This is a genomic window from Aliikangiella maris (assembly GCF_040719265.1).
GTDB classification, from domain to species: domain Bacteria; phylum Pseudomonadota; class Gammaproteobacteria; order Enterobacterales; family Kangiellaceae; genus Aliikangiella; species Aliikangiella maris.
Window position 1 is genome coordinate 1 of sequence record NZ_JBFDAH010000037.1, and the last position, 24781, is coordinate 24781.

Below are 24781 nucleotides of genomic sequence, written 5' to 3' on the forward strand. Positions count from 1 at the left end.
AAAAGTGCGTACATTTTGGTGCATCGTCATATTCGGCTTCGTGATTTCCAGTTCAGCTTGTGCAACCGAAAAGTGTATTTTTAGTGAAGATACTGTTTCTGAAAAACAATATGCTAAGAGTAATGCCATAGGTGTTTATCAATGGTTTAAAAAAAGCAATGAAATAAAAGGAGTTCTCTCTAATGGTAATTTATTTTCTGTAAAGCACTGGTCATGTAACCATTATGGAAAGCAAGCGGTAATGGTAGTCGGGCCTCAAATGCAGTCAATCCCGAGCGAGCTTGATGATCAGGTATTGCACCTAGGGAAAATAGCGCTAAGTGAGACAGAGTTTAAATTACTATCTGACACTATAGGGAAAAAATCACTTAGTCTATCAGAATCGCCAATAAAACGGCGAGTTACAACTAACGAATTTGATGAATTTTATATTCAGGTAACAATTGTTGGTGAGGCTGTATTTATTGAAATTAAGTTATACAAAGCGTAGCGCTTAACAAAAAGCTCAAGCGGACGCTAAAAACGCTCCGCTTAGCTTGGCGTTGTTAAAGCATAAATGCAACACAAAGGAAAAATTGTGGTGAAAGTAATACAGAAAGTCTTATTAATTGTAATGTTAATCAGTACTGAAAATATATTTGCAATCGAATTATCAAAAGAGGATGTCGATCAGATTCATAAAGATATCAGCGGCATGTATACGGCTTTTGAATCCGGTGATATATCTCTATTTTTGAAAAGTACCCATAGTTCTATTTATGAACTTGTAGGAGGTAAAGCTAATTATGAAAGTATGACCGTATCAGCTATAGCAAGTTTGATGGAGCAAGGTATTGTTTTTCATGAGGCAACCTTAGGAAAACCTAAAAGATTGTACTTGGCAGGAGACAATGAGGTGTGCTTCGTTCCTAGAGTTTCTATTATGGAGATTCAGGGACAGAAAATGAAAAGTACAGGTTTTATGATAGCAATAAAGAAAAAAGATTCGAGTCACTGGAAATATCTTGATGGTAGCGGTCTTCGTAAAGATCAAGGCCTATTATGGAAACTGCTGCCTGAGTTAAGTCGAGATGTTGAGTTACCAGCTAACTATATTGAAATGCTTTAACAAGCGGTTGGTGTCGAGACAGCTGACAACTTGACAAACCCATGCTCCTGTCGCTATTTTTGCAATCGTTCTGGCCCCAGCTGAACCATTACTTTCAACATGAATGGCTTTAATCATCGCTTTTTCTTTGACTAATTGTGTATTTTTAGTTTTGGGTTTATTTCGCCAATAACGATAGCTACTCCGATTTATCTCAAATAATTGACATAAATGTTTCATCGTAGTGCTCTCTTCAAGTCGATGGATTATTTGGAACCTCTCATTGAGTCCGACATCAAGAGAGCGGTAGCCTTTTTTAAAATGTCTTTCTCCAATTCCACTTGGCGTAATTGCTTTTCAAGCTCTCGAATCCTACGTTGCTCTGCGGTTAAAGGGGTCGCTGTATTGAGTATACCTTGTTGTTATTTTTTGAGTTGCCTTACCCATTTATCCATGGTTGATTTACCAATACCCATGGCATTAGCTGCTTCACGAATTGAATAACCTTTTTCTGTGACTAATTGCGCGGCTTCTAAACGAAATTCGGCTGTAAAAGTTGGTCTGTTTCTTTTGTTCATTCTGTCACCTATTTTATTTACGAGGTATAATAGCACCTCTTGTTAGGTGGCCAAAATTAGTATGCCACTACACAACGCTTTCATCAAGATAAGGAAAATAAAATGAAGTGGTTATTATTAGTTGTTTTTTCTCTCGGGTTATCTGCATGTAAAACAGTGCCAGTAAAACAGTCAATGAGTTCAGATGTCCAACTAGACTTGAGCAAAATCGAAATTAAAGGAAAAAATCTGTATAAAGCAATGAAATCCGATGATGCGACTGACCCTCCAACATCGAGAGAGGCAGATTTGTTGGAAATGGCGAGCAAAGATCTACTATGTGGCGATGGCTATATAGCTGTAAGAGTAGAAGATGAACTTTCCCAAATTGAACACATATACCTGATGTTTCAACCGGAAAAATCCAAAGGTATTCAGTTTGGTCGTCATATTAGATTTGATTTTAAACTTGGTACTAATGACATTAAAAGTGTTATTTCTTCCACAAAATCATGTTTACTAGTTCCTCTAGAAGATTCATCGACAGATGCTGCATTTGTAACTCACGTATTATCTGATGTGCCGACAGATTTTCACGTATATCTTAGTTTGCATCACAAAAAGCCAATATATATTCGTACCTCATCAAACTTATGGAAAATAGAGAATGGAAAAATACTTCAGTCGAAATAGACATAAAAAGTAGGCAAACGAAAGGTATTATGTCGCTCTATCGGTGTTTAGGGTTTGCTTATTTAATATAAACACCACAAACTGATATTTTTGCTGGCCACAAGTATTAAGCTTATAACACTTTCAAAAGGACACTCAGGCTATGACTGCCTGAGTGAAGTTGAAATTTTAGACTATTATTTTTAAGACTATTCTTTGAAAGGAATTATTCTTTCAGAATAATTAGCCTTTCAATGGATTATTTTGAGGACTAATCGTTACTTTTAGCCTTGCGCATCGAGAAATTTTTCGGCATCAAGTGCTGCCATACATCCCGCTGCAGCAGAGGTGACAGCTTGTTTATAAACTTGATCAGCCACATCTCCAGCGGCATAAACACCTTCAACACTGGTTGCAGTAGCATTGCCAGCTAGTCCACTTTTTACTTTAATATAGCCATTTTCCATTGCTAATTGTCCAGCAAAAATATCACTGTTAGGTTTGTGACCAATGGCGATAAACACGCCATCTAAATCTAGTTGCGCCACAGATTCATCAACTGTACTTTTAATTTTAATGCCATTAACACCCATTTTATCGCCAAGTACTTCTTCGAGAGTATGATTCCAATGAATTTTGACATTGCCTTTTTTTGCTTTTTCGAAGAGATGATCTTGAAGAATTTTTTCACTTCGGAGCGAATCTCGTCGATGAATTAAATGTACTTCAGAAGCAATGTTTGATAAGTAAAGCGCTTCTTCAACTGCGGTATTTCCTCCTCCAATGACAGCAACTTTTCTATTTCTATAAAAGAATCCATCACAGGTAGCACAGGCTGAAACCCCTTTACCTTTAAAAGCTTCTTCTGATTCAAGTCCTAAATACATGGCCGAAGCACCTGTCGCAATAATAAGCGCATCGGCAGTATAAGTACCTTGATCGCCTTTTAAGGTAAATGGGCGTTGACTAAGATCGGTGGTATGAATATGGTCAAAGATAATTTCTGTACCAAAACGAACGGCATGTTTTTCCATGCGCTCCATGAGTTCAGGTCCTTGAACCCCTTCATTATCTCCTGGCCAGTTATCTACATCGGTAGTTGTCGTAAGTTGACCACCTTTTTCGATACCGGTAATAATAACAGGTTTTAAATTTGCCCGAGCGCCATAAACTGCTGCGGAATATCCGGCAGGGCCTGAACCCAGAATTAATAATTTACAATGACGCGATTGTGGCATTTGAAACTCCAAGTATTAAATAAGTTTTTTACAACTCAATAGGGTTGTTTAAATAAAAGAATAAATAAATTCTATGACGTTTTGATTTCTTACATCGTAGTAGGAATCTAGCAGTAAATTAAAATTACTGCTCAAAGTGGCTACCACATTAAATCATCAGGTATCTGGTAATCAGCATAGGGGTCGTCGTCTTCTTCGGTATCTTGCTGTTGCTCATTAATTAGTATGATAAACTCGGGAGCCCGTTGTCTGATTTTTTCAATAATCGCTTTGGGTACTAAATAATACTGCGTATTAATACGTGTAATACCTAACAGACCATTACCAATATGTTTATGGATTAAATTTGACACCTCAATCTGTTTAATCGCACCATTATCAGAAAATTGGAAGGTAACTATCGGCTTACCCAAGTCTTGTTGATTAGATTCGATTAATTGTTTAACTTGTGCCATTAAGGCTTTTTGCTCTAGTTGGGCATTTTTCTGTTGATTCAACTCGCGATCTTTTTGAGCTTTTTCGGCTAAAAGTTGTTCAGCTGCTTGTTTATCCTGATCGGTAACTTCAACTTTATGCTTACGGTTGATTTTTGCTTTTTTACGTTTTTCACTGTTTGCTTTGGTAACTTTATCTTTAGTCGTTAAGCCGGCTTTAAGCAGTTGATCTTGGAGAGACATAATTTATAACCTTGAAACAAAATGGCCCGTACAATATTTTAAGCTCTCTAATATGAGGACTTCTGCTGAAAAAATCAATTGTTTGATTCGATCTTTATTGGTAAGTTTTCGCTGAATTATCTGCGAGTGATATTAATTTAAGACTAAAAAAGAACGAACCTTGCAACGGATAATGCGTTGTTGAAGGTTCGCTAGGGGACGGAGTAATCATTATTTCAGCCAAGTGTTCACAAGTTGTGTTTTAACTTGCTGATTTATCTCCTGTGAGCCAATATTTGAAAAAAGTGCTACTCAAATGATGAGTGGCCAATTGGCTATAAAGAAACGGGTTTATGCTTCGATAGCATCAGCCGGATTAACAAATTCAAAACCGAGATTTTCAGCAACACTTTGATTAGTTACAACGCCTTTATGAACGTTTAATCCGTTCATTAAGTGTTTATCACTGATCAGTGCCGCTTTATAACCTTTGTTGGCAATGCTGATAATGAAAGGTAATGTCGCATTATTCAGTGCAAATGTAGAAGTTCTTGGTACAGCGCCAGGCATATTGGCAACACAATAATGCACAACTTCATCGACAAGGTAGGTTGGTTCTGCATGAGTTGTTGCTTTTGATGTTTCAAAACAACCACCTTGGTCAATGGCAACATCGACAACAGCAGAACCAGGTTTCATGTTTTTAATCATATCAGCGGTAACCAGTTTAGGGGCGGCAGCACCAGGGATGAGAACACCACCAATAACCAGATCTGCTGATAAAACATGTTGCTCAAGTGCATCTTTACTTGAGAATACAGTTTGAACTTGAGCACCAAATTGAGCGTCTAATCGACGTAAAACATCAATAGAGCGGTCAAGAATAACAACTTGTGCGCCCATGCCAATGGCCATTTGAGCAGCATTTGAACCAACAACACCGCCACCAATAATAACAACTTTAGCCGGAGCAACACCGGGAACACCTCCAAGTAGCATACCACGACCATGGCGAGATTTTTCTAAGCATTGCGCGCCTGCCTGAATTGACATACGACCCGCAACTTCAGACATTGGAGCCAATAGCGGCAGACTGCCATTATTACTGGTAACAGTTTCATATGCGATACAAACTGCTTTACTTTTGATCAGATCTTGAGTTTGTGGCAAATCGGGGGCTAAATGTAGATAGGTGAATAAAATTTGGTCTTCTCTTAATTTTGCGCGCTCTTCAGCTAAAGGTTCTTTAACTTTGACAATCATATCTGCTTCGGCAAAAACGTCCTCTGCAGTATTTCTGATCTCTGCGCCAACAGCCTGGTAATCTTCATCGCTAAAGCCAATTCCGATTCCGGCATTGGTCTCAACTATTACTTGATGGCCATGGCTGATTAACTCACGAACGCTGCCAGGAACCATTCCCACGCGATATTCATGATTTTTTATCTCTTTTGGTACACCGATTAACATTGAAAATGTCTCCAAATAAAATGTGATCAAATAAGTGATCTTTACAACTGAAAAGCTATGAAAATATTGCGCTAGTATAGCTGGTGTTTTGCAGAATAACTTGCTTATATTTAAGGTTTTATAATATTATTAACTGTAAAGTGCCTATTTAAAAGTTAAAAAAACCAATGTCAAGTTCAAGTTATAGTGATTTAGACCGAATTGATAAGGCGATTCTCAGAGAGCTGCAAAGTGATGGCCGACTACCTAATGTAGAGCTATCACGCCGGGTGGGGTTGAGCGCAACGCCGTGCCTTGAACGGGTAAAAAGACTCGAGCGGCGCGGTTTTATTAAGGGCTATACAGCAAGGGTCGCGCCAGGAAAGCTAAATGCTGCATTGTTGGTGTTTGTGGAGATTCGATTGACCAGAACCTCGCCAGATGTATTTGATGATTTTAAAAAATCTGTTATTGATTTACCGCAAGTGTTAGAGTGCCATCTCGTTTCTGGTGACTTTGATTATCTAATAAAAGCAAGAGTCGCCGATATGGTGGCTTATCGAAATTTGTTAGGTGAGACTTTGTTAACACTTCCTGGTGTGAGTGGCTCCAGAACCTATGTGGTAATGGAAGAAGTTAAAGAAAGTAATATAATTGAGATTTAATGGATAAAAGATGGCTCTCAGTAGGCAGTTAAGCAAATCCGTAATAGACGTAGTAGAATAGTCATTTAATAAACCAATCGATAGTTGAATAAAAATTAAACCGAACTAGTTGGAATACCTTATAAATTTGGTATTTTAACCTATGATATTTTGGACCATGAAAGGGATAAACATGGTAAGCAGAAATAGAATATTGGGGTAAACGGGTATTATGTCAGCAGGAATCCTGATTATTGCAAATTCCCGCAACTAATGAGTCCCCATCGACCTTTTAGCAGTTATAGAGTTTATAAGTTTTTAATGAATAATAAGATTAGTACGCAAGAAGCATCGAGTATTTTGTTAGTTAGGTTAAAAGAAGGCGGATTTATTCTGCTGCTTGCTTTTGCACTTTTTTTGTTTATTTCCTTGTGGAGTTATTCGCCGCAAGATCCTGGATTCACAATGGCTCGAAATGTGGCTGAAATTCAAAATGCCAGCGGCCGTGCAGGCGCTTGGTTTTCAAGTCTACTGTTACACTTATTTGGATATCTGGCCTTTTTATTTCCGTTTATGATTTTATATTCCGGTTATCTGGTTTTCCGTGAACGTAAGAACACATTACCCAACAGCTTTGTATTTTGGTCATTCCGCCTGTTTGGCTTGTTATTTACATTGTTAATAGGGGCGGCAATTTCTTCACAGCATTTTGCCGAACCTGATATGGTTAATGCCTATTATTCGGGGGGCGTGCTTGGAAAGTTAATCGCTGATCTGTTAGTTGGGTGGTTTAATCCAGTGGGAGCAACATTACTCATGCTGGCTGCTTTTTTTGCATCGATGACTTTATTTACTGGTATATCCTGGTTTCAGTTAATGGATTGGGTAGGGAAATGGACATTAAAAGGAGTTGCCCTTGCTTCCCAAAAGTTACTTGAATTAAAAGATAACTGGCGAGACAAAAAAGAACAAAAAGTTATCAAGCAGCAACGTGAAATTGTTTTTAAGCAGGAACAAACAAAAATAGAACAACGCGAGCCAGTTAAAATTACCAAAGAAGTCAAGCGGATAGAACCGAGTATTCGTACCGAAAAAGAAAAACAGGCTAACCTGTTTGATGATCTACCTGTAGAAGGTGAATTACCGCCAGTCCGGCTTTTAGATGAACCTAAAGCACATCAACATCGTATTTCAGAAGAGTCATTAGAGGCTATGTCTCGACTGGTAGAGCTCAAGCTGGCTGATTTTAAAGTCGAAGCACAAGTTGTAGCGGTTCATCCTGGCCCTGTGATAACCCGCTTTGAATTATCGCTGGCTGCTGGGGTTAAAGTGGCGCGAATAACCAATCTGGCAAAAGATCTGGCTCGCTCGATGGCAACCACCAGTGTGCGGGTGGTTGAGGTAATCCCCGGTAAACCTTACATTGGGATCGAAGTGCCCAATGAAAACCGCGAAATTGTGCGTTTAAAAGAGGTGATTGCCAGTAAAGCGTTCGATGATTCTAAGTCATCGCTGACAATGGCTTTGGGAAAAGATATCTCAGGTGCGCCGATAGTTATCGATTTAATGAAGATGCCACACTTATTAGTGGCGGGTACAACCGGATCAGGTAAGTCTGTTGGTTTGAATGCGATGATTGTGAGTATTCTATATAAATCATCACCAGATGATGTGCGTATGATTATGATCGATCCAAAAATGCTTGAATTATCGGTTTACGAAGGGATCCCTCACTTATTAACGCCTGTTGTAACTGACATGAAAGAAGCTGCTAACTCACTACGCTGGGCCGTCGCCGAAATGGAACGTCGTTATCGATTGATGTCTGCACTTGGTGTCAGAAATCTGGCCGGATTTAATCGTAAGATTAATGATGCAATCAAGCAAGGTGAACCGATTCGCGATCCATTATGGAAGCCTGAAGATTCAATGGATGAAATTGCGCCAGCGCTAGATCCATTACCCAAAATTGTGATCGTCATCGACGAATTGGCCGATATGATGATGATTGTAGGTAAAAAAGTTGAAGAGCTAATTGCCCGAATTGCTCAAAAAGCAAGGGCTGCAGGTATTCATTTGCTATTGGCGACTCAACGGCCTTCTGTTGATGTCATTACCGGACTTATCAAAGCTAATATTCCATCGCGTATAGCATTTCAGGTTTCTTCAAAAATTGATTCCCGTACGATTCTCGATCAGGTTGGTGCAGAGCAATTATTGGGGCAAGGAGATATGCTTTACTTACCAGGAGGAACGAGTATTCCGACTCGAGTCCACGGTGCATTTGTTGATGATGACGAAGTTCATCGGGTTGTTGCCGACTGGAAAAAACGCGGTGAACCGGTTTATGAAGAATCAATTACATCAGGTGCTGCCGATACTGATGTACCTGGTTTTCCGAGTGAAACCGATAGCGGGGGAGAGAAAGATGAGCTCTATGATCAAGCGGTACGCATTGTTACAGAGACTCGAAAGGCATCTATTTCAGGTGTACAGCGGCGCTTAAAGATCGGCTATAATCGTGCGGCTCGAATGATCGAAGAAATGGAAGCGGCAGGAATTGTTAGTGAAATGCAATCGAATGGTTCGCGTGAAGTTCTTGCGCCGCCGCCGCCAGAACTGTAAGTGAGCGAACCTGGCAAGAGGCATGGCAAAGCAAACGTGGCCATCAAAGCGCTCAATACAAGAATATAATTACACCTTGCTGTACCTTGTTGGGCACATTCATTTTTGATTCAGCCAGCAATTGATAGATTTAAAGCTTTAATGCTCCAGGAGCACGCAAACGATATGTTAAGCCCATTTATAAAAAAATTATCTAGCAGGCGTATATTGAGACGCTTGCCAATCACTGTAATCTTATCTTTAATACTCGGCAATTGGCTTGGCATATTGGCTGTACATGCGGGTGATTCGGACAATACGGGTAAGAAGGAGAGTTCGGCAAAGTTACTGGCAGACAAAATCGCAACCATCAGAACCTATCATGCTAACTTTGAACAGCGTGTTTTTGATGAGTTTGGTGTCGCAATTGATACCAGTTCGGGCACATTTTTGATTCAGCGTCCAAGCCATTTTCGGTGGCAATTCAAACAGCCATTTTCTCAGTTAATAATTGCTGACGGACGTTATTTATGGACCTATGATGAAGAGTTAGAGCAAGTTACCATACAAGATCAAGACAAAATGGTCGCTAATTCCCCTTTACTTTTATTAACCAGTAATGAGACAAAGTTATCGCAAGCATTTACCATTAGCCACTCTTCGCCGGGCGGTAAAAAGCTGTTATTTGAGTTAAAACCCAAGCAAGCTGAAAGCTTGTTTGATCGCATGAATATTTTGTTTGTGAACGATGAAATATCTGAACTGCTGATGCTTGACTCATTGGGGCAGCAGACCAGCGTGAAATTTCTTAATGCCAAAGTAAATCCTAAAATTTCCCCGGAGCAGTTTACTTTTATTATTCCAGAGGGTGTCGATGTTGTGGATTCGCGGCAGATACATCCCGTCGAAGCTAAACAAAGCCCCTCTAAGTCTGGTAATCAGCTTGATGATTCAGATAGTGAGCAACCTTAACAAAAATTATGGCCGATTTATTTGATAGCCAGCCCAACGATACTGCTCAAATTGCTGAGGTTGATTTGTCACAGCCGCTAGCTGCAAGAATGCGGCCGACGCAATTAGAAGATTACGCTGGACAAAATCATTTATTTGAACCCGGAAAACCGTTATTTGAAGCTATTACTCGTGGCAAATTACATTCAATGATCTTTTGGGGGCCGTCAGGTACAGGCAAAACGACACTTGCTCGTCTGATTGCGAAAAATAGTGATTGCTATTTTATCGCCATATCTGCCGTGCTTGGCAGTGTTAAAGATATTCGATTGGCCGTTGAGCAAGCAAAGTTAAAGCGCCAGATGGGACAACAGACATTGTTGTTTGTTGATGAGGTGCATCGATTTAATAAATCACAGCAAGATGCTTTTTTACCTTATGTTGAAGATGGGACATTTATTTTTGTTGGTGCGACCACCGAAAACCCATCATTTGAAGTTAACAATGCATTGTTATCAAGAGCTAGAGTATATGTGCTAAATGCACTGAACCAATCTGCGCTGACTAAAATTTTGCAGCGTGCATTAACGGATAGTGATGCTGGTCTGGGAAAGCTTAATTTATCCATGAGCGATGAAGCCCAATCACTGCTTTTGGATATTGCCGACGGCGATGCACGCCGCCTCTTAAATTTATTAGAAATGGCTGTCAGTTTGCTGGAATTATCTAGTAAGTCATCGAATATTATTGACCGAACAATTATCGAACAGCTTTTGGGAGAAAGTATTCGTCGTTTCGATAAAGGCGGCGAAGCTTTTTACGACCAAATCTCAGCGCTACACAAGTCTGTGCGTGGCTCAAATCCAGATGCTGCACTCTATTGGTTTTGTCGAATGCTTGATGGTGGCTGTGATCCACTCTACATTGCGCGTCGGGTTGTACGCATGGCAAGTGAAGACATTGGCAATGCTGACCCGCGAGGTTTGCAATTAGCCATTAATGCCTGGGATGTGCAAACACGGTTGGGTAGCCCTGAAGGTGAGTTGGCTATTGCCCAGGCAATTGTTTATTTAGCTGTCGCGGCTAAAAGTAACGCAGTATATTCAGCTTTTAAGGCAGCCATGGCAGATATTAAGGGAGAGCCAAGTTACCCTGTACCGTTACATTTGCGCAATGCGCCAACTCAGTTAATGAAGTCTCTCGAATACGGTGCAGAATATCGCTATGATCACAACGAAAGTAATGGTTTTGCCGCTGGACAGCAGTATTTTCCCGATGATAAGGCGCCCGTAGATTACTATCAGCCTGTTGAGCGGGGAATGGAAAAGCAAATTGCCGAAAAATTACAATACTTACGAACATTAAATCAAAAAGAATCAATTTGACCTGAGAGAGACCTTCGACTTTCTGGGACTGTTTTGGATTTAACTATGGACTCACTGGCTTTTAAATTAGTTCCAACGTTGATGGTTGCACTTGGCGGTGCTCTAGGGGCAACAACACGATTTTGGGTGCGCGAATTTTTACCTTTGATTACCGGCAGTCAATTTCCGTTGAGTACGGTTGCGGTAAACTTGGTTGGGTGTTTTTTAGCCGGATTAGTTTACATGTGGATAGAGCATTCAACTCTGATATGGTCGGCACATAAATTATTATTTTTCTTTGTTGGTTTTTTAGGCGCATTTACTACTTTTTCTGCCTTTGCTTTGGAAAGCTTATTGCTTTATCAACAAGGTGACTGGTTAAAATTAACACTCCATATTTTTGCCAATTGTGTATTGTGTTTAATTTGTGTATTTGTTGGTGGATGGCTTGGTGTTAAACTAGCTGGCCATTAAACCAAATTACAAAAATGATGGATAAATTATGATTGATCCCAAGCTTTTTAGAACTGATCTCGATAATGTCATTGCTAATCTTGCCAGACGTGGAGCGACGTTTGACAAGTCAGCCTACACTGAACTGGAAGAAAGTCGTAAGTCATTGCAGGTTGAAATGCAGGAACTGCAAAATTTGCGTAATACGCGTTCCAAATCGATTGGTCAGGCAAAAGCAAAAGGTGAAGATATTCAGCCGCTACTGGACGAAGTTGCCAGTCTGGGCGATAAACTGGATGAAACTAAAAAAGCATTCGAAGAGACCCAAGCAAAACTTGATGATTTGCTGCTTTGTTTACCGAATTTATTATCGGCTGAAGTTCCTGAAGGGAAAGATGAAAATGATAATATTGAAGTGAGAAAATGGGGAGTAATCCCTACGTTTGACTTTGAACCAAAAGATCATACTGAAATTGGTGAGGCGGTTGCAGGAATCGATTTTGCTGCATCAGCAAAACTGAGTGGGTCTCGGTTTGTGGTGATGCGTGCTGGCGTTGCAAAATTGCACCGGGCACTTATCCAGTTGATGCTCGATACGCACACCGAACAACACGGCTATCAGGAAACTTATGTGCCTTATTTGGTCAATCCAGAATGTCTGGTTGGAACTTCGCAATTACCGAAATTTGCTGAAGATTTATTTACTGTTCAAGGCACTACCCAAGATGGTAAACCTTTGTATATGATTCCAACAGCCGAAGTGCCACTAACTAATCTGGTGCGTGAACAAATTGTAGATGAAGCCGAGTTACCAATTAGATTAACAGGACATACTCCTTGTTTTCGTAGTGAAGCGGGTTCCTATGGTAAAGATGTTAAAGGATTGATCCGTCAGCATCAATTTGAAAAAGTTGAGCTAGTACAGATTGTTAAACCTGAAGACTCTATGGCTGCACTAGATGAATTGACATCACATGCGGAAAAAATCTTACAGCTATTAGAGTTACCATATCGTACGGTGATTTTATGTGCAGGTGATATTGGCTTTGGTTCAACTAAGACTTTCGATATAGAAGTCTGGTTACCGGCGCAAAATACTTACCGTGAAATATCATCATGCAGCAATATGGGTGACTTTCAAGCGCGCAGAATGCAGGCACGATATCGCAGTAGCGAAACCGGTAAGCCTGAACTGTTACATACACTAAATGGCTCGGGATTGGCGGTTGGGCGCACGCTGGTGGCAATCTTAGAAAATTATCAGCAGGCAGATGGACGAATAAAGGTGCCTGAAGTCTTGAAACCTTATATGAAAACAGATTTTATTGGCTAATGTAAGTTAACAGTTATTTGTAAGTTAGGTAACAAGACATATAAAAAAACCGCTCTAATGAGCGGTTTTTTAATGTTAAATAAACGAATAAATACTTGAGTCATTTAAGTGATAATTAACTCTTTAATTTGACTTTGCGGGATCACTTAGCTCTTTAATAAATTCATCAATACCAACTTCATTAATGCGTGGTCCAAATTGTTGACGATAACTTTTTCGCATATCTACACCGGCAACAATAATATTGGTAATTAACCAGCTGCCGGATTCTTTTGACAGATAGTAGTCTATATCTAAAGGATCTGTTCCAGTTTGAATCATGGTACTACGAACACGTGCAGCTCCGGTTCTTTGGCTGAACTCCGCTTTATCAAACTCAAAAGCATGACCATCATAGAGTGATAAGCCTTTAGCATATTTGTCAATTACGCGCTGAATATATCCATCGACAAATGCTTTTTGCTGCTTTTCTGACAAAGTATTCCAAGTTTTTGAACCGAGCGTTCTTTGTGCAAAAGTTTGTGTATCAATCACCGGTAATAAATGTTCAATAACCAGTGATTTGGCTAAATTAGTATCAGTTTTAAGTGCCTCTTTGTTGGTTTGAATCACGGCAATCATCTTGTCAGCAATCCCCTTAAGATACTTTGAAGGATCCTGTTCAGTTTGAGCAAATAGGCTCAAGCTGAAAAAGATAAAAACTGAGGCGATAAGTTTTCTCATTATTTTCTCCGGTTGATAAATCAATATCATTTTAAAAATTCAGCCTATTCTAACAAAAGATACTTGATGCAGTTGTAGGGATATGTACATTTTATTAAGAAAATGTGAATCCTGGCTGAATATTGTCAAATTTTAGCGATTAATCTAAATAACCTCAACTCTGGATAAGGAAAATAATGGGGCTGACCCTGTTGAGATGAATTCATTAACGAAATGATTGTTGTACCAGTTAAAAAAATAAGTTATCAAATGGTTAAATTGACTTCCCTTATCCAGAGCTGAGGTTAAATAAGTCGAATAATATCTCTTAACCTTAATGAATATAGATTATTTAAATATATTGTTAATTTAAATTAAAATCGCAAGCCAGTCTGGCAAGCTAAAATCGGAATCAAGTGCATCTGGTCGGCTTGGGCAGTCCGGCAATTTTGGTTGCTTGCTTCGCAGGGCCCTCTGGAAATAGTATCTGTAAATAAAGACTGGTGCATTTCTCTTCGGGCATGACTGACTTCAAATATTTGATTAATGGCCGAATAGAAGGACTGGTGTTAAATGCGCGGTAAAATTCTCGTACGTACCGAATGACTTCCCAGTGGTCAGTCGTTAATTCTATTTGCTCTTGCGAGGCTATTATCACTGCGATCTCTTCACTCCACTGGTTTGCATCGGTTAAGTAGCCAAGTGCATCAGTGGCAATATTATCAGGTAGTTTAACAGGTAAATTCATCGTGTATGGGTTGGTTAAAATTGCGGTATTTACCAGCTGATAACCTTTTGACTATTTGCGCAAAGGTCAACCATTTGCTGGTCATTAATAATTTGTAAATCAGATTTAGCATATTCGCTTAATCCACGACAACGTACATCCGCTTCTAATATATAGCAAGTGTTATCTAAACTTTGAATAAATGTGATTAATTCTTTTTGTGTCAGCATCAATGTGGCATCTGCGATCAGTAATAATTGATCCTTTGCTAGTATCAATTGACTTTGTCGCGATAATTCTGCAAGCGTCAGATTTTTACAAATTAGATGAAGTTGAGACATATTCATTGATGATCCTAGAATATCACAGTATGTTGACTTTGCTGGCTCAGCTTAGTGAATTCTTTATTATCGATACAGATGATATCTTGAATCAAATTATCCGCAGAAATAGTATAGCGTTCAAGACTTTCAGATACCGCATAAACTTTTTCGATATCATAAAAAGATAAACCGGCAATTTGTTTATCAAAATTTTTATTATCAAAAAAGCTATCCTCTTGCGTCTTTAATAAATGAAATATGCCCTGACCATTGAAAACTAAATTAACCTTTTGCTCAAACGTAGCACAAACCAGTCCCAAATCAATGCCTTCCTTACCTGTTAAACAACTAAAAGGTGGAGACTGAATAATAATAGTAATAGAAGCTGTCATACGGTTAATTGAACCATCAAGTCTATTTAAAGTGAATTAATTTATTTTGGGGTTGGCTTAATGATGCCGCTAATTGACCTAACCCTAAAAGATGAAAGCCTGCTTGTAAACTATGGCTATCGATATGGTTTTGCTTAGCCTCTTCATCAGAAATTATACCTCGCCGATTAGCGGCAGCAATGCAGACCTGTAATTCAATTTGATATTGTTTACTCAGATTTAACCAAGATTGAGCAAGATTATTTTCATCACTTGGAGTGACATTAAAGCGATTGGCGACGGCGACGGCATCTTGATAAAAAAATATATTAGAAATTTGATGATTTTGCGCCAATGCACACCTGGCAAAACGCAATGCTGATAGATGCGCCTGCGTACCGCTTGGTGAACCACTAATTAATAAAGTAAATGTCGACGACATAAAATATTCCGCTAATTATTCACTTGAAGTTTAATTAATTAGGGAATTAAAGGCAAATACAGCCAACTAATTCATCTGTAAAAATTAACCAAAAGTCATCGCAGTATACTATCAGTTGTCAGGTAAAGTGACAAAGTGAGTATCGATTGTGTCTATCGAATATATTACTAAAAACTGTTATGAATCTGTCATTTTAGTGATACTCTTAGCCCGCTAACCGGTGTATTTAAAGACACTACAAAAAATCAGGCTAATGTCATCTCCCCGAAAGGTGGTAAAGAGAAAACTATGAGTAAAACACTAATTGATTTAAATGAATTTATGGATGATGTCAAAAAGCATAATCCAGGCGAGCCAGAATTTCATCAGGCCGTGTTAGAAGTTGCTGAAGATATTATTCCTTTTGTCAATGAGCACCCTCAGTATAATCGTGCCGCTATTCTCAGGCGAATGATTGAACCTGATCGCATTGTTTCTTTTCGAGTCTGTTGGGAAGATGATCAAGGACATATTCAAGTTAACCGGGGATATCGTGTACAGTACAATAATGCTATCGGTCCCTACAAAGGGGGATTACGATTTCATCCAACGGTTAACCAAAGCATTTTAAAATTTTTAGGATTCGAGCAAGTTTTTAAGAACAGCTTAACCACTTTACCAATGGGGGGCGGAAAAGGCGGAGCTGACTTTGATCCCAAGGGCAAATCTGATCGAGAAGTCATGCGTTTTTGCCAATCATTTATGACTGAACTACACAAACATATAGGACCTAACCGCGACATACCTGCAGGTGATATTGGCGTAGGGGCGCGCGAAATTGGTTACTTGTTTGGTCAATATAAACGGTTGGAAAATGAATTTACCGGTACTTTAACCGGCAAATCACTCGAATACGGTGGCAGCTTAATCCGCACTGAAGCAACAGGATATGGCGTTGTTTACTTTATCGATTTAATGTTAAAGCAACAGCGAGACTCTCTGGCAGATAAAACCGTAGTTATTTCGGGGTCGGGCAATGTTGCACAATATGCCGCACAAAAAGTGATACAACTTGGCGGAAAAGTAGTCACCATGTCAGACTCTTCTGGATTTATTTACGATCCGGACGGAATCGATGCAGACAAACTGGCCTATATCGTTGAACTAAAAACTGTTAAGCGCGGCCGGATTAAAGAATATGCAGACAAGTATGGTTGCGAGTACTTTGCCGATGAGAAACCGTGGGGGATAAACTGTGATGTGGCTATTCCGTGCGCAACTCAAAATGAAATTGATGTCAATGACGCCAAATTATTGGTGGCAAATGGTGTTAAAGCAATCGCAGAAGGTGCAAATATGCCAACGGGCATTGATGCGATTCACGTCTTTCATGAGAATAAAATCCTCTATGCACCTGGTAAAGCCTCAAATGCTGGTGGTGTTGCGGTTTCGGGACTTGAAATGACACAAAACAGCTTAAGGCTCTCATGGAGCCGGACCGAACTCGATGACAAGCTACAAGGTATTATGGCGAGTATTCACGAGCAATGTTTACGTTACAGTGGGGGAGCTGAAGGTGAATATATAGATTATGTTAAAGGTGCGAATATTGCTGGGTTTGTTAAAGTCGCTAATGCGATGTTGGCTTATGGTGTTGTGTAAATTACGATTAAACAAGAAAAGCAATAAACAAAAAGAATAAAAAAACCGCCAATCAGGCGGTTTTTTATATACTGAGATAATTTAAATCAATTATCAATCGTCACCACCAAACGCCATTAACAAGTTCAGTAAACTAACGAAAATATTATATAGAGATACAAACAGGGTAACTGTTGCCATAACATAATTGGTCTCACCACCACGAACAATCTCACTGGTTTGATATAAAATAATCATTGATGAAAAAATCATAAAGCCAGCAGAAATTGCCAGGCTCAAGCCAGAAATATCAAAAATCAGTGAAGCAATAACCGCAATAATTAATACCCAGAATCCGGCAGCAATCGCACCAGATAAAAAGGAAAAGTCTTTTTTAGATAAAAGTACCCAAGCTGAAAGCCCGAAAAAGATTAATCCTGTTCCGGCTAATGCCTGAACCAGAATTTGCGGTGCAGTATTGGATAGCATACCTACAATAGGGCCTAGCGTATAGCCCATAAAGCCGGTTAAAGCGAAAACCCAGAAGATACTTGAAGCACTGTTTTGGGTTTTATGAATAACAAACAATAATCCGTAAAAACCAACAAGGGTAATGATAAAGCCGGGATGGGGCAGATTCATTACAGCGGCAAAGTAAGCAACAAGTGCTGAAAACGAGATGGTCGCCCCCAACAGCATATAGGTATTTTTAAGTACCTTGTTAATCTCAATCGAACGACCATGTGTTCTTTCGATAACGGGTGAATTGGGTTGCATTGATAACTCCTGTTTTTAAGAAAATATCTACAATTAGACTCCTAATATATTAAGGGCTGAATTCGAAAATACCAAGTATTATCGAAAAGAATTTTTATGCAAGATGTAACATATTTTGCTTAACTGCTGACCAATTTAAAAAAAATATTCATTTTTTTTAAATTAATGCTTTTCCAAATGAAAATATTCGGGTAGTATGCGCGCTCAATTGGAGAGATGGCAGAGCGGTTGAATGCACCGGTCTTGAAAACCGGCATAGGTTAATAGCCTATCCAGGGTTCGAATCCCTGTCTCTCCGCCAATTTTGCATATTATGCAAATAAAAAGCCCCTAGTGAAAGCTAAGGGCTTTTTTTATATCTACAACTTATATCTACAACTTATATCTATAATTTAACCCGTCCCGTAAACAACAATTATCGAAGAATGAAATCTCTTTTCGAGACGCACTTGTTTTCCTGTAACTAGCATACTGCTTGTAACTAGCTGATTGTAAAGTGTAGACAAAAATGTTGAATACATATTGAATTAACTGTTTTCTATCAACGATACTTTTGCTATTATCTGCCGAGTATTGCTCTAATAGAATTATTTTTTAGTCCATTTTTAAACAAAGCGGTATTAAATAAACCTATTATTTAATGTCGGCGCTGATATAAATAATCGACTTACCAAGTAAAAATAAGCTTGTATTAAAGAGAGTATTATTAAGAAAACCAATTTTAAAAAGGGTTAAAAGGATAGTTTTTACTAAAGATTAAAATTTAGATAAAACTCACTATCAATGACAAGGTTTAATGGATAATTTAAAAGTTTCAGTCACGAATAAATTTATCAAATTGCTTGTACAATATTTATTCGCCATTGGAAATTAAAAAAGGCCAAACAAAAATTAGGTAAGAGGAATATTTGATTATCCTTGCTTATTTGTTCGCTTCTTTATCTCTCCCGTTTAATCTTCTCATTTTAAGTTCAAACTTTTCTCCTTTAGCGTTGTTAGATTAATTTTTTACCGAATGTTTTGCATTCAAGATAAAAATTTTTATCAAAAAGTAAAAAATTAAAAGTTGCAGCAATAATTTATTACCGAGTTATTTAAGAAAAAACAAACACATAATACGTCGCTCACTCAACAGGATGCTTATTTATGCCACGCGGGATTAATACTTTTGTTATTCTAATTATTTTAGGAATGTGTGTTTTTGGAAGCGAACATTTGCAGGCTTACGTATGTAACTACGATCTGGCACAAACGGGCGGCACTTCAAATAATTGTGAGCCACAATCTACACCAACAACTCCGCCAAGTATTAGTGCTCCTGCGAGCTCGACTACTGGTGAATATACCGTATCTTGGGGCGCGTCAAGTAGCGATACGACTTTTAAATACATGCTATATGAATCAAAAGATGATGGCGGGTTTCAGTTTCTTTCTTCACTAAGTTCATCGACGCGCTCTCAATTATTACAAGGGAGAAGTAGTGGACAATATAAGTATCGTGTAAGCGCCTGTAATCTTACCGGTGGAGGTTGTTCTTCGTCGAGAGAGACTAGCGGGTATACGGTGGTTAATTTGCCGTTACCAATGCCAAATACACCATCAACACCGAATGTTCCCAATGTCAGTGCCAATGGTAATTTTACGGTGAGTTGGAATATTGTCGAACACGCTACATTTTATCGACTGGTTGAAGAACAAAATAACAACACTTGGGAGCTGAGCAGTAATTCTAAAAGTTTTAGCGAGCTTGCCGATGGATACTACCGGTTTAAAGTTCAAGCCTGTAACAGCGCGAGTGTTTGTTCCGCGTTTAGCCTTTCTAAATCTATCATTGTAGCGCGTCCTCCTACCGGTACTCCTTCTTTTACTGGGCAAACCAGTTTCACAACTTATTTCATGATAGGAACGGTTGATTTGGCTTGGACCAGTGTTGAACGGGCAACCAGCTATGATTTGCAGCATTTGGAAAGTAATCAATGGGTTAATGTTGACTCTAGCGGTACTTCTCAATCACTTGAAAATCAACCAATTGGTGTTAATCAATATCGGGTGCGGGCATGTAATGCGGGTGGGTGTGCGGCTTGGTCATCTGCCTTTTCAGTTACGTTGACCCAACTTTCAAATATTGTTGGTGCTCATCAACAAAGAAATAATGTTGTATTAAGTGTTATCGCTGTTACAGGCCGATTTATTGAAGTTAAAGTCGATGGCGCTGTTGTTATTCCTCGAGATAGTAATTCGGGATTAACTTTTAACTTAACGCTTGATGATGGCCAACATAGTGTTTTAGCGAGAACATGTACATTAAACATGGAGAGTTATTCGTGTTCTGATTATGGAAAATATTTTCAATTAGAAGTGATTGGTCCTCCGGGTATGCCTTCATCCATTTCTCGCACTGGAAACACCCAGTTTAATGGTGAAGCCATTATTAATTGGGGTGCTGCCAGCGGTATTGTGCATACTTACAAACTTTATCAAAAAGTTAATGGCGGTAGCCCGCAGTTAATTTATTCGGGATTAAATCAACAATATGTGCTAAACAATTTGACCAATGCTAATTATCAGTTTTTAGTAGAGGCTTGTAATACTTTCTCAAATCAAGAAGAGTGTAGCCAACTACGCAGCACTACAAGCGAACCAGCTAAAAATCTCGCGGCATTAATTCCCGACTGGCTACAAGATGATTACGGTATTTATGAAGGTAATTTTAACGCCAATCTTGGCAATGAAACCTTACTTTTGGGTCATAAAGAAATTATTTTATTGCATGGCGATATTATTACCCCTATCGCCATTTTTCCCACTGTGCCCAATGCGATTGTTTCTTGGGGCGCAGATGGTCAAGCCAGTTATCAAGCTTTTCATTTCGATGCTGATCCCGATAACTATGAAGTCCACATCGGGGATCTTTCTGGTGATGGATATGCTGAAATTTTCTTACAAGGTAAAACGAAAGGATCCACTTCGTATATTTTAAGTAGCAGTGGTGCTTTGATTCAGTCATTGGCAAGTGGTTATTTGAATGTTGATTGGTCGGCACAGTCTTATGTGGCTTCTATTGAAAACGGTGGCATTCAGTTAAATTATATTGGTAATAGTGCAGAGAATAATTTTGCTGAAACTAATAGTAACGGAGTGGTAACGCACTTACAAATTCCAGTCACTAAACCGATAATCAATGGAACACCGCCGCGATTTATTTATGAAGGTGAATCATTTTTATTTCAACCTGAACTCTCAATTCAAAATGTTGATCTGAGTTTATCTGGTCATCCATCTTGGATGTATGTAAATAATGAATTAAATGAATTAATCGGGGAGGTTATTACTTACGCTAATGAAACTTATTCTGTGAGGATTGATGTTAATGAAATTAAATCTTCGCATACGGTTCCAGTGAACTTTACCTTTAGGCTAGATGTCATTAAAGGTTTCACCATTCCACAAGAAGACTATGAGGTTTACCTTGCAGCAAATGGCGATATTTATCTGAAATCAAAAAGTAGTGCTACTTTCTTTAAAGTAAAAGTTGAAGGTCAGCTATATTGGATACTACAAATTACGCAAGCAGAGTTCGATGCTGCGAATGCAGTGTTAAATACTGATTATCGTATTGAGTATTTGGATGTTGAAGGTGATGATAAAATTGATTTAGTCATTTATCCTCGAACCGGTGTTGAGCTTTCTTCCTACGCAATCAGTGCGATTGAAGATACTTCACATACTATTGATGTGGGTGGTCCAGCAGAATTTGTTGTACCTGATGCCGCATTTATAGCGCCTACTGTACCACTTAACGAAATAGTTGGTAGTGTACCGGCGAGTGCAGGAGTTTCTGGTAGTGCAGCCAGCTATGCTATTCCTATTTCAATTCCTCCTGGGCGTAATAACATGCAGCCAAAAGTTGCGCTTAACTATTCTTCGCGAAGCGGCAACGGAATTGCCGGAGTGGGCTGGTCATTATCGGCTGGTTCTGGGATATCACGATGCGGTGCGACCTATGCGCAAGATGGTTTTACTGCTGGAATCAGTTTTAATGATCAAACTGACAAATTATGTATTGACGGAATGCGTTTGAAGTTAGTCTCAGGGACTTATGGTGCTAGTGGTGCTGTTTACAGAACAGAGTTAGATAACTTTGAAAAAGTAACACAAACGGGTGCTATTAACGGTACGTCAACGACTTTTACCGTAGAAAACTTTAGTGGCCTGATTCGTTATTACGGTGTCAGTACTGGTGGGTATGGTGCACAGGTTGTTCCAGTAGGACAAACTAAAACACTTTCATGGTTAATCAGTCATGAATCTACTCATGCTGGTAATAACACTATTCACTATGAATACTCCTCAACGAAAGACTCCGAAATTGTATTAAACACGATTTATTACACGGGGACCAGTTCGAGTGCAGGTAACCGCAAAGTAGAATTTACTTATCGCGATGATCGTCCTGTTAAACGAGTTAATTACCTAGGCGGTGGAAAGCTCAAGCAAACCAAACTGCTCTCTAAAATCACCAGTTATTATGATAATAGCCAGGTGAGCGAGTATAGTTTGAATTATTCCACCGACATCGATGATACGGATATTACTCCAAGCGCAGCTAGCGGACGAGCTTTACTGCGTAGTATAAAAATGTGTGGTGAAGATAGCTCTAATTGCTATGAACCGACCGTTTTTGATTGGTTAGAAAATAAAACCGCTTATGAACTTGAAGTACTTAAAACCAGTGATGGTGTTGAGATAAGTGAAGCAACTACCTATCTTTCAAGCGTGCTTCCCCATGGTGATATTAATGGTGATGGTGTACGCGATTGGTCAAACTATTTTATTAATGCTGAAGGCGATAAAGTTGATCATAATTTCACATTAAATACCTGTAAATATGATCGAGTTGTTTTTAAACGCCGACTTTGTTTAGACGCTGATTTCGATTTAAACGGTACAACTGATATGTGGACTGTCGAAAATGAAAAGTTGGTATTAAAATTAACCAGCAGTTCAAATGGAAGTGTCAGCTCGACAGAAGTTATCACCGATATTCCAATGAATCAGGGAGGAGATAACCTGTATGATTTTATTATTCATGCGGCTGACTTTAATGGTGACGGTTGGGCTGACCTGCTAATTAGTCGTTACGAAAACCTGCAACTTCATATTTATTATTATCCCAATCAGCGTAGTAAAACCAATCCCTATTTAGAAAGTACAAAGCAGAAAATATACAATTACTCAAAACCACATGGTGCTCCGTCAGACGTAAATATTCAGTTTGCTGGAGATATTGACGGTAACGGTTTACCTGATTTGGTCATCTATTATCAATCACCCGATTATGTCAACGCATATCCAAAAGAAATATTGTTAACTCAAACAACTTCAACGGAAGCAGGTCTTAGTTTTACAGCAAAAAATATTGATTATTACGCTGGAGAATTCTCGCAGTTTGCAATGTTTTTTGACGTTAATTCTGATGGATTTGATGATTTAATCGGTTGGGATGGAACAAAAGATATAAAGGAAGATGACTCGGCGCTTAATGTATTAGCCAGAATCAATCAGGGAAACGGAAACTTTGGAGAACCAGTTAATTTAGGTAATTTATTTACAAAGCGAACTTACAAAATCCAAATAACTGGCGAATACCATGACTGGAAGTATCAATATGCGCCGAAATATCAAGACGCAATTAAAGTGATGGATGTGAATGGTGATGGGCGTAGTGAGTTAATTTTACCTGGCTCGGAATTAATTAAAGGTTGTGCTCGTGTTCAACATAAAGGTGAACCTCAATGGTTTTGTGGAGATTCTATTTATAGTGATACTGAAAATTATACGGTGGATGGTTGGGTAACCGCTCCTATTAGTAGCAACTTCGATTATAGTATTTATCAATATGCAGCCTTCAGTTTTGATGAAAATGCCTCCGGTAACATTACGGTATCATCTAGTGCTACCGGTTTGATTGGTGCCGCTAATCATTCAATGGTTGTTGATAGTTTTGGTAAAGGATTACCTGATTTAGCTTTTAGTTATGGCTGCGTGTTTTCATCGAGTTGTAAATTAAAAATCCCAGAGACAAATCCACTACCCAGTGGCATTGTGCCAGGAAAAGTCTATTTCAACCGTAATTATGGTTCTGCAACTGATAGCACTTTAAATAAAACCAGTTATCGCCCCAGAGATATGCTGATTCGATCGACGGAAGCAATGGGTAAAATCAGTGAATGGGACTATTTGCCGCTATCTTCAGGACAACAACCGGCAAATGCATTAGACAAAACGTTTGATATTTATCAAACAATTTATGATAACCCATTAAATTATGTTGGTGGTCAGTTTGCTTTCGCATCAAGTATGTATGTTGTGAGTGAGTTTCGACAATCAAATGGATTGGGTAGTTTAAATAATACAAACTATCAATATCGTGATGCGGTCTACAATGCGGTAGGTAGGGGGTTCCAAGGATTTGGCCGAATAATTGTTGATAGTCCCTCGCAATTAGATGCTAATGGTAATATCGCTGAAGGTGTACGAAGTGTAACAAACTTTAGGCAAGTATTTCCTTTAACCAGCAGGCCATTAACTATCCGGCGTTGCCTGGTGAAAATAGATGATGACACTTGTGATGATTCAATTTTGGGTGGAAATAGATTATTTTATGAATCATATAAATACACCACAATGACCACCGACATAAATAGTCGTCCCTGAAAAACAGCTTAACACTCTGAAATTTAATAAAAAATCTCTAATTAATAACTCACTTTTCGACCAGAAATGTTAAAATACGCCATCACTTCCTGGT

At 38.9% G+C, this 24781-nt stretch carries 22 protein-coding genes and 1 tRNA gene; 12 read left to right on the forward strand and 11 right to left on the reverse strand.

Annotated elements, in window-relative coordinates; all coding sequences use genetic code 11:
• Positions 1–490 (forward strand): hypothetical protein (locus ABVT42_RS20295; RefSeq protein ID WP_367023976.1); only part of this gene is annotated, 490 nt, incomplete at its 5' end.
• 66 nt (positions 491–556) lie between these two features.
• Positions 557–1108, forward strand: coding sequence for a hypothetical protein (locus ABVT42_RS20300; protein ID WP_353898226.1), 552 nt, complete (start codon positions 557–559; stop codon positions 1106–1108).
• Here ABVT42_RS20300 and ABVT42_RS20305 read toward each other — a convergent pair.
• Both ABVT42_RS20305 and ABVT42_RS20310 read right to left on the reverse strand, forming a co-directional pair.
• Positions 1079–1327 (reverse strand): hypothetical protein, encoded by a 249-nt coding sequence (locus ABVT42_RS20305; protein WP_367024321.1) that lies wholly within the window; start codon positions 1325–1327, stop codon positions 1079–1081. The two genes, ABVT42_RS20300 and ABVT42_RS20305, sit on opposite strands and share 30 nt — an antisense overlap.
• Positions 1328–1509: 182 nt before the next feature.
• The gene (locus ABVT42_RS20310; RefSeq protein WP_367024323.1) at positions 1510–1665 is read right to left on the reverse strand and encodes a transposase; all 156 of its coding nucleotides are present in this window, start codon (positions 1663–1665) and stop codon (positions 1510–1512) included.
• A 102-nt stretch (positions 1666–1767) separates the two neighbouring features.
• Here ABVT42_RS20310 and ABVT42_RS20315 point away from each other — a divergent pair, with 102 nt between their 5' ends.
• Entirely contained in the window at positions 1768–2337 is a 570-nt protein-coding gene (locus ABVT42_RS20315; protein ID WP_353897819.1) for a hypothetical protein, read from the forward strand.
• A gap of 263 nt (positions 2338–2600) precedes the next feature.
• Here the strand turns inward: ABVT42_RS20315 and trxB are convergent, their stop codons facing one another.
• From trxB to ald, 3 genes are all read right to left on the reverse strand, one after another.
• Entirely contained in the window at positions 2601–3554 is a 954-nt protein-coding gene (gene trxB / locus ABVT42_RS20320) for a thioredoxin-disulfide reductase (protein ID WP_353897818.1), read from the reverse strand.
• A gap of 140 nt (positions 3555–3694) precedes the next feature.
• Positions 3695–4231 carry a DUF2058 domain-containing protein gene (locus ABVT42_RS20325; RefSeq protein WP_353897817.1) on the reverse strand — a complete coding sequence of 179 codons (537 nt, stop codon included), beginning with the start codon at positions 4229–4231 and terminating at the stop codon, positions 3695–3697.
• 330 nt (positions 4232–4561) lie between these two features.
• Positions 4562–5680, reverse strand: a complete 1119-nt coding sequence (gene ald, locus ABVT42_RS20330; RefSeq protein WP_353897816.1) for an alanine dehydrogenase — start codon at positions 5678–5680, stop codon at positions 4562–4564.
• Positions 5681–5847: 167 nt separating this feature from the next.
• Between ald and lrp the strand changes: the two genes are divergently transcribed.
• The 6 genes from lrp to serS all read left to right on the forward strand — a co-directional run bounded on the left by lrp (position 5848) and on the right by serS (position 13008).
• Positions 5848–6324, forward strand: a complete 477-nt coding sequence (gene lrp, locus ABVT42_RS20335) for a leucine-responsive transcriptional regulator Lrp (RefSeq protein WP_353897815.1) — start codon at positions 5848–5850, stop codon at positions 6322–6324.
• A gap of 300 nt (positions 6325–6624) precedes the next feature.
• Entirely contained in the window at positions 6625–8928 is a 2304-nt protein-coding gene (locus ABVT42_RS20340; protein WP_353897814.1) for a DNA translocase FtsK, read from the forward strand.
• A 165-nt stretch (positions 8929–9093) separates the two neighbouring features.
• Positions 9094–9879, forward strand: a complete 786-nt coding sequence (lolA, locus tag ABVT42_RS20345) for an outer membrane lipoprotein periplasmic chaperone LolA (RefSeq protein WP_353897813.1) — start codon at positions 9094–9096, stop codon at positions 9877–9879.
• 8 nt (positions 9880–9887) lie between these two features.
• A complete protein-coding gene (locus ABVT42_RS20350; protein WP_353897812.1) occupies positions 9888–11243 on the forward strand; it encodes a replication-associated recombination protein A in 1356 nt (451 codons plus the stop codon).
• A 45-nt stretch (positions 11244–11288) separates the two neighbouring features.
• Positions 11289–11696 (forward strand): fluoride efflux transporter CrcB, encoded by a 408-nt coding sequence (crcB, locus tag ABVT42_RS20355; RefSeq protein ID WP_353897811.1) that lies wholly within the window; start codon positions 11289–11291, stop codon positions 11694–11696.
• A 28-nt stretch (positions 11697–11724) separates the two neighbouring features.
• Complete coding sequence (gene serS / locus ABVT42_RS20360) at positions 11725–13008, forward strand: serine--tRNA ligase (RefSeq protein WP_353897810.1); 1284 nt, start codon at positions 11725–11727, stop codon at positions 13006–13008.
• Between the two features lie 123 nt (positions 13009–13131).
• Here the strand turns inward: serS and ABVT42_RS20365 are convergent, their stop codons facing one another.
• The 5 genes from ABVT42_RS20365 to tusD form a co-directional block, all read right to left on the reverse strand.
• Positions 13132–13731: an MlaC/ttg2D family ABC transporter substrate-binding protein gene (locus ABVT42_RS20365; protein WP_353897809.1), complete on the reverse strand. Its 600-nt coding sequence runs from the start codon at positions 13729–13731 to the stop codon at positions 13132–13134.
• Between the two features lie 391 nt (positions 13732–14122).
• On the reverse strand, positions 14123–14458 hold the full coding sequence (locus tag ABVT42_RS20370) for a TusE/DsrC/DsvC family sulfur relay protein (protein WP_353897808.1): 336 nt from the start codon (positions 14456–14458) through the stop codon (positions 14123–14125).
• 29 nt (positions 14459–14487) lie between these two features.
• Complete coding sequence (gene tusB / locus ABVT42_RS20375; protein ID WP_353897807.1) at positions 14488–14784, reverse strand: sulfurtransferase complex subunit TusB; 297 nt, start codon at positions 14782–14784, stop codon at positions 14488–14490.
• Positions 14785–14792: 8 nt separating this feature from the next.
• Entirely contained in the window at positions 14793–15152 is a 360-nt protein-coding gene (locus ABVT42_RS20380; RefSeq protein WP_353897806.1) for a DsrE family protein, read from the reverse strand.
• Positions 15153–15174: 22 nt separating this feature from the next.
• A complete protein-coding gene (gene tusD, locus ABVT42_RS20385; RefSeq protein WP_353897805.1) occupies positions 15175–15573 on the reverse strand; it encodes a sulfurtransferase complex subunit TusD in 399 nt (132 codons plus the stop codon).
• 288 nt (positions 15574–15861) lie between these two features.
• On the opposite strand from tusD, the gene gdhA reads away from it, so the two are divergent.
• Entirely contained in the window at positions 15862–17214 is a 1353-nt protein-coding gene (gene gdhA / locus ABVT42_RS20390; protein WP_353897804.1) for an NADP-specific glutamate dehydrogenase, read from the forward strand.
• Positions 17215–17307: 93 nt separating this feature from the next.
• Here the strand turns inward: gdhA and ABVT42_RS20395 are convergent, their stop codons facing one another.
• The gene (locus ABVT42_RS20395) at positions 17308–17970 is read right to left on the reverse strand and encodes a Bax inhibitor-1/YccA family protein (RefSeq protein WP_353897803.1); all 663 of its coding nucleotides are present in this window, start codon (positions 17968–17970) and stop codon (positions 17308–17310) included.
• Positions 17971–18180: 210 nt separating this feature from the next.
• Between ABVT42_RS20395 and ABVT42_RS20400 the strand changes: the two genes are divergently transcribed.
• Positions 18181–18271 (forward strand) — tRNA-Ser (locus ABVT42_RS20400).
• Between the two features lie 845 nt (positions 18272–19116).
• Positions 19117–24687, forward strand: a complete 5571-nt coding sequence (locus tag ABVT42_RS20405) for a SpvB/TcaC N-terminal domain-containing protein (protein ID WP_367024330.1) — start codon at positions 19117–19119, stop codon at positions 24685–24687.
• The last annotated feature ends 94 nt before the right edge of the window (positions 24688–24781 follow it).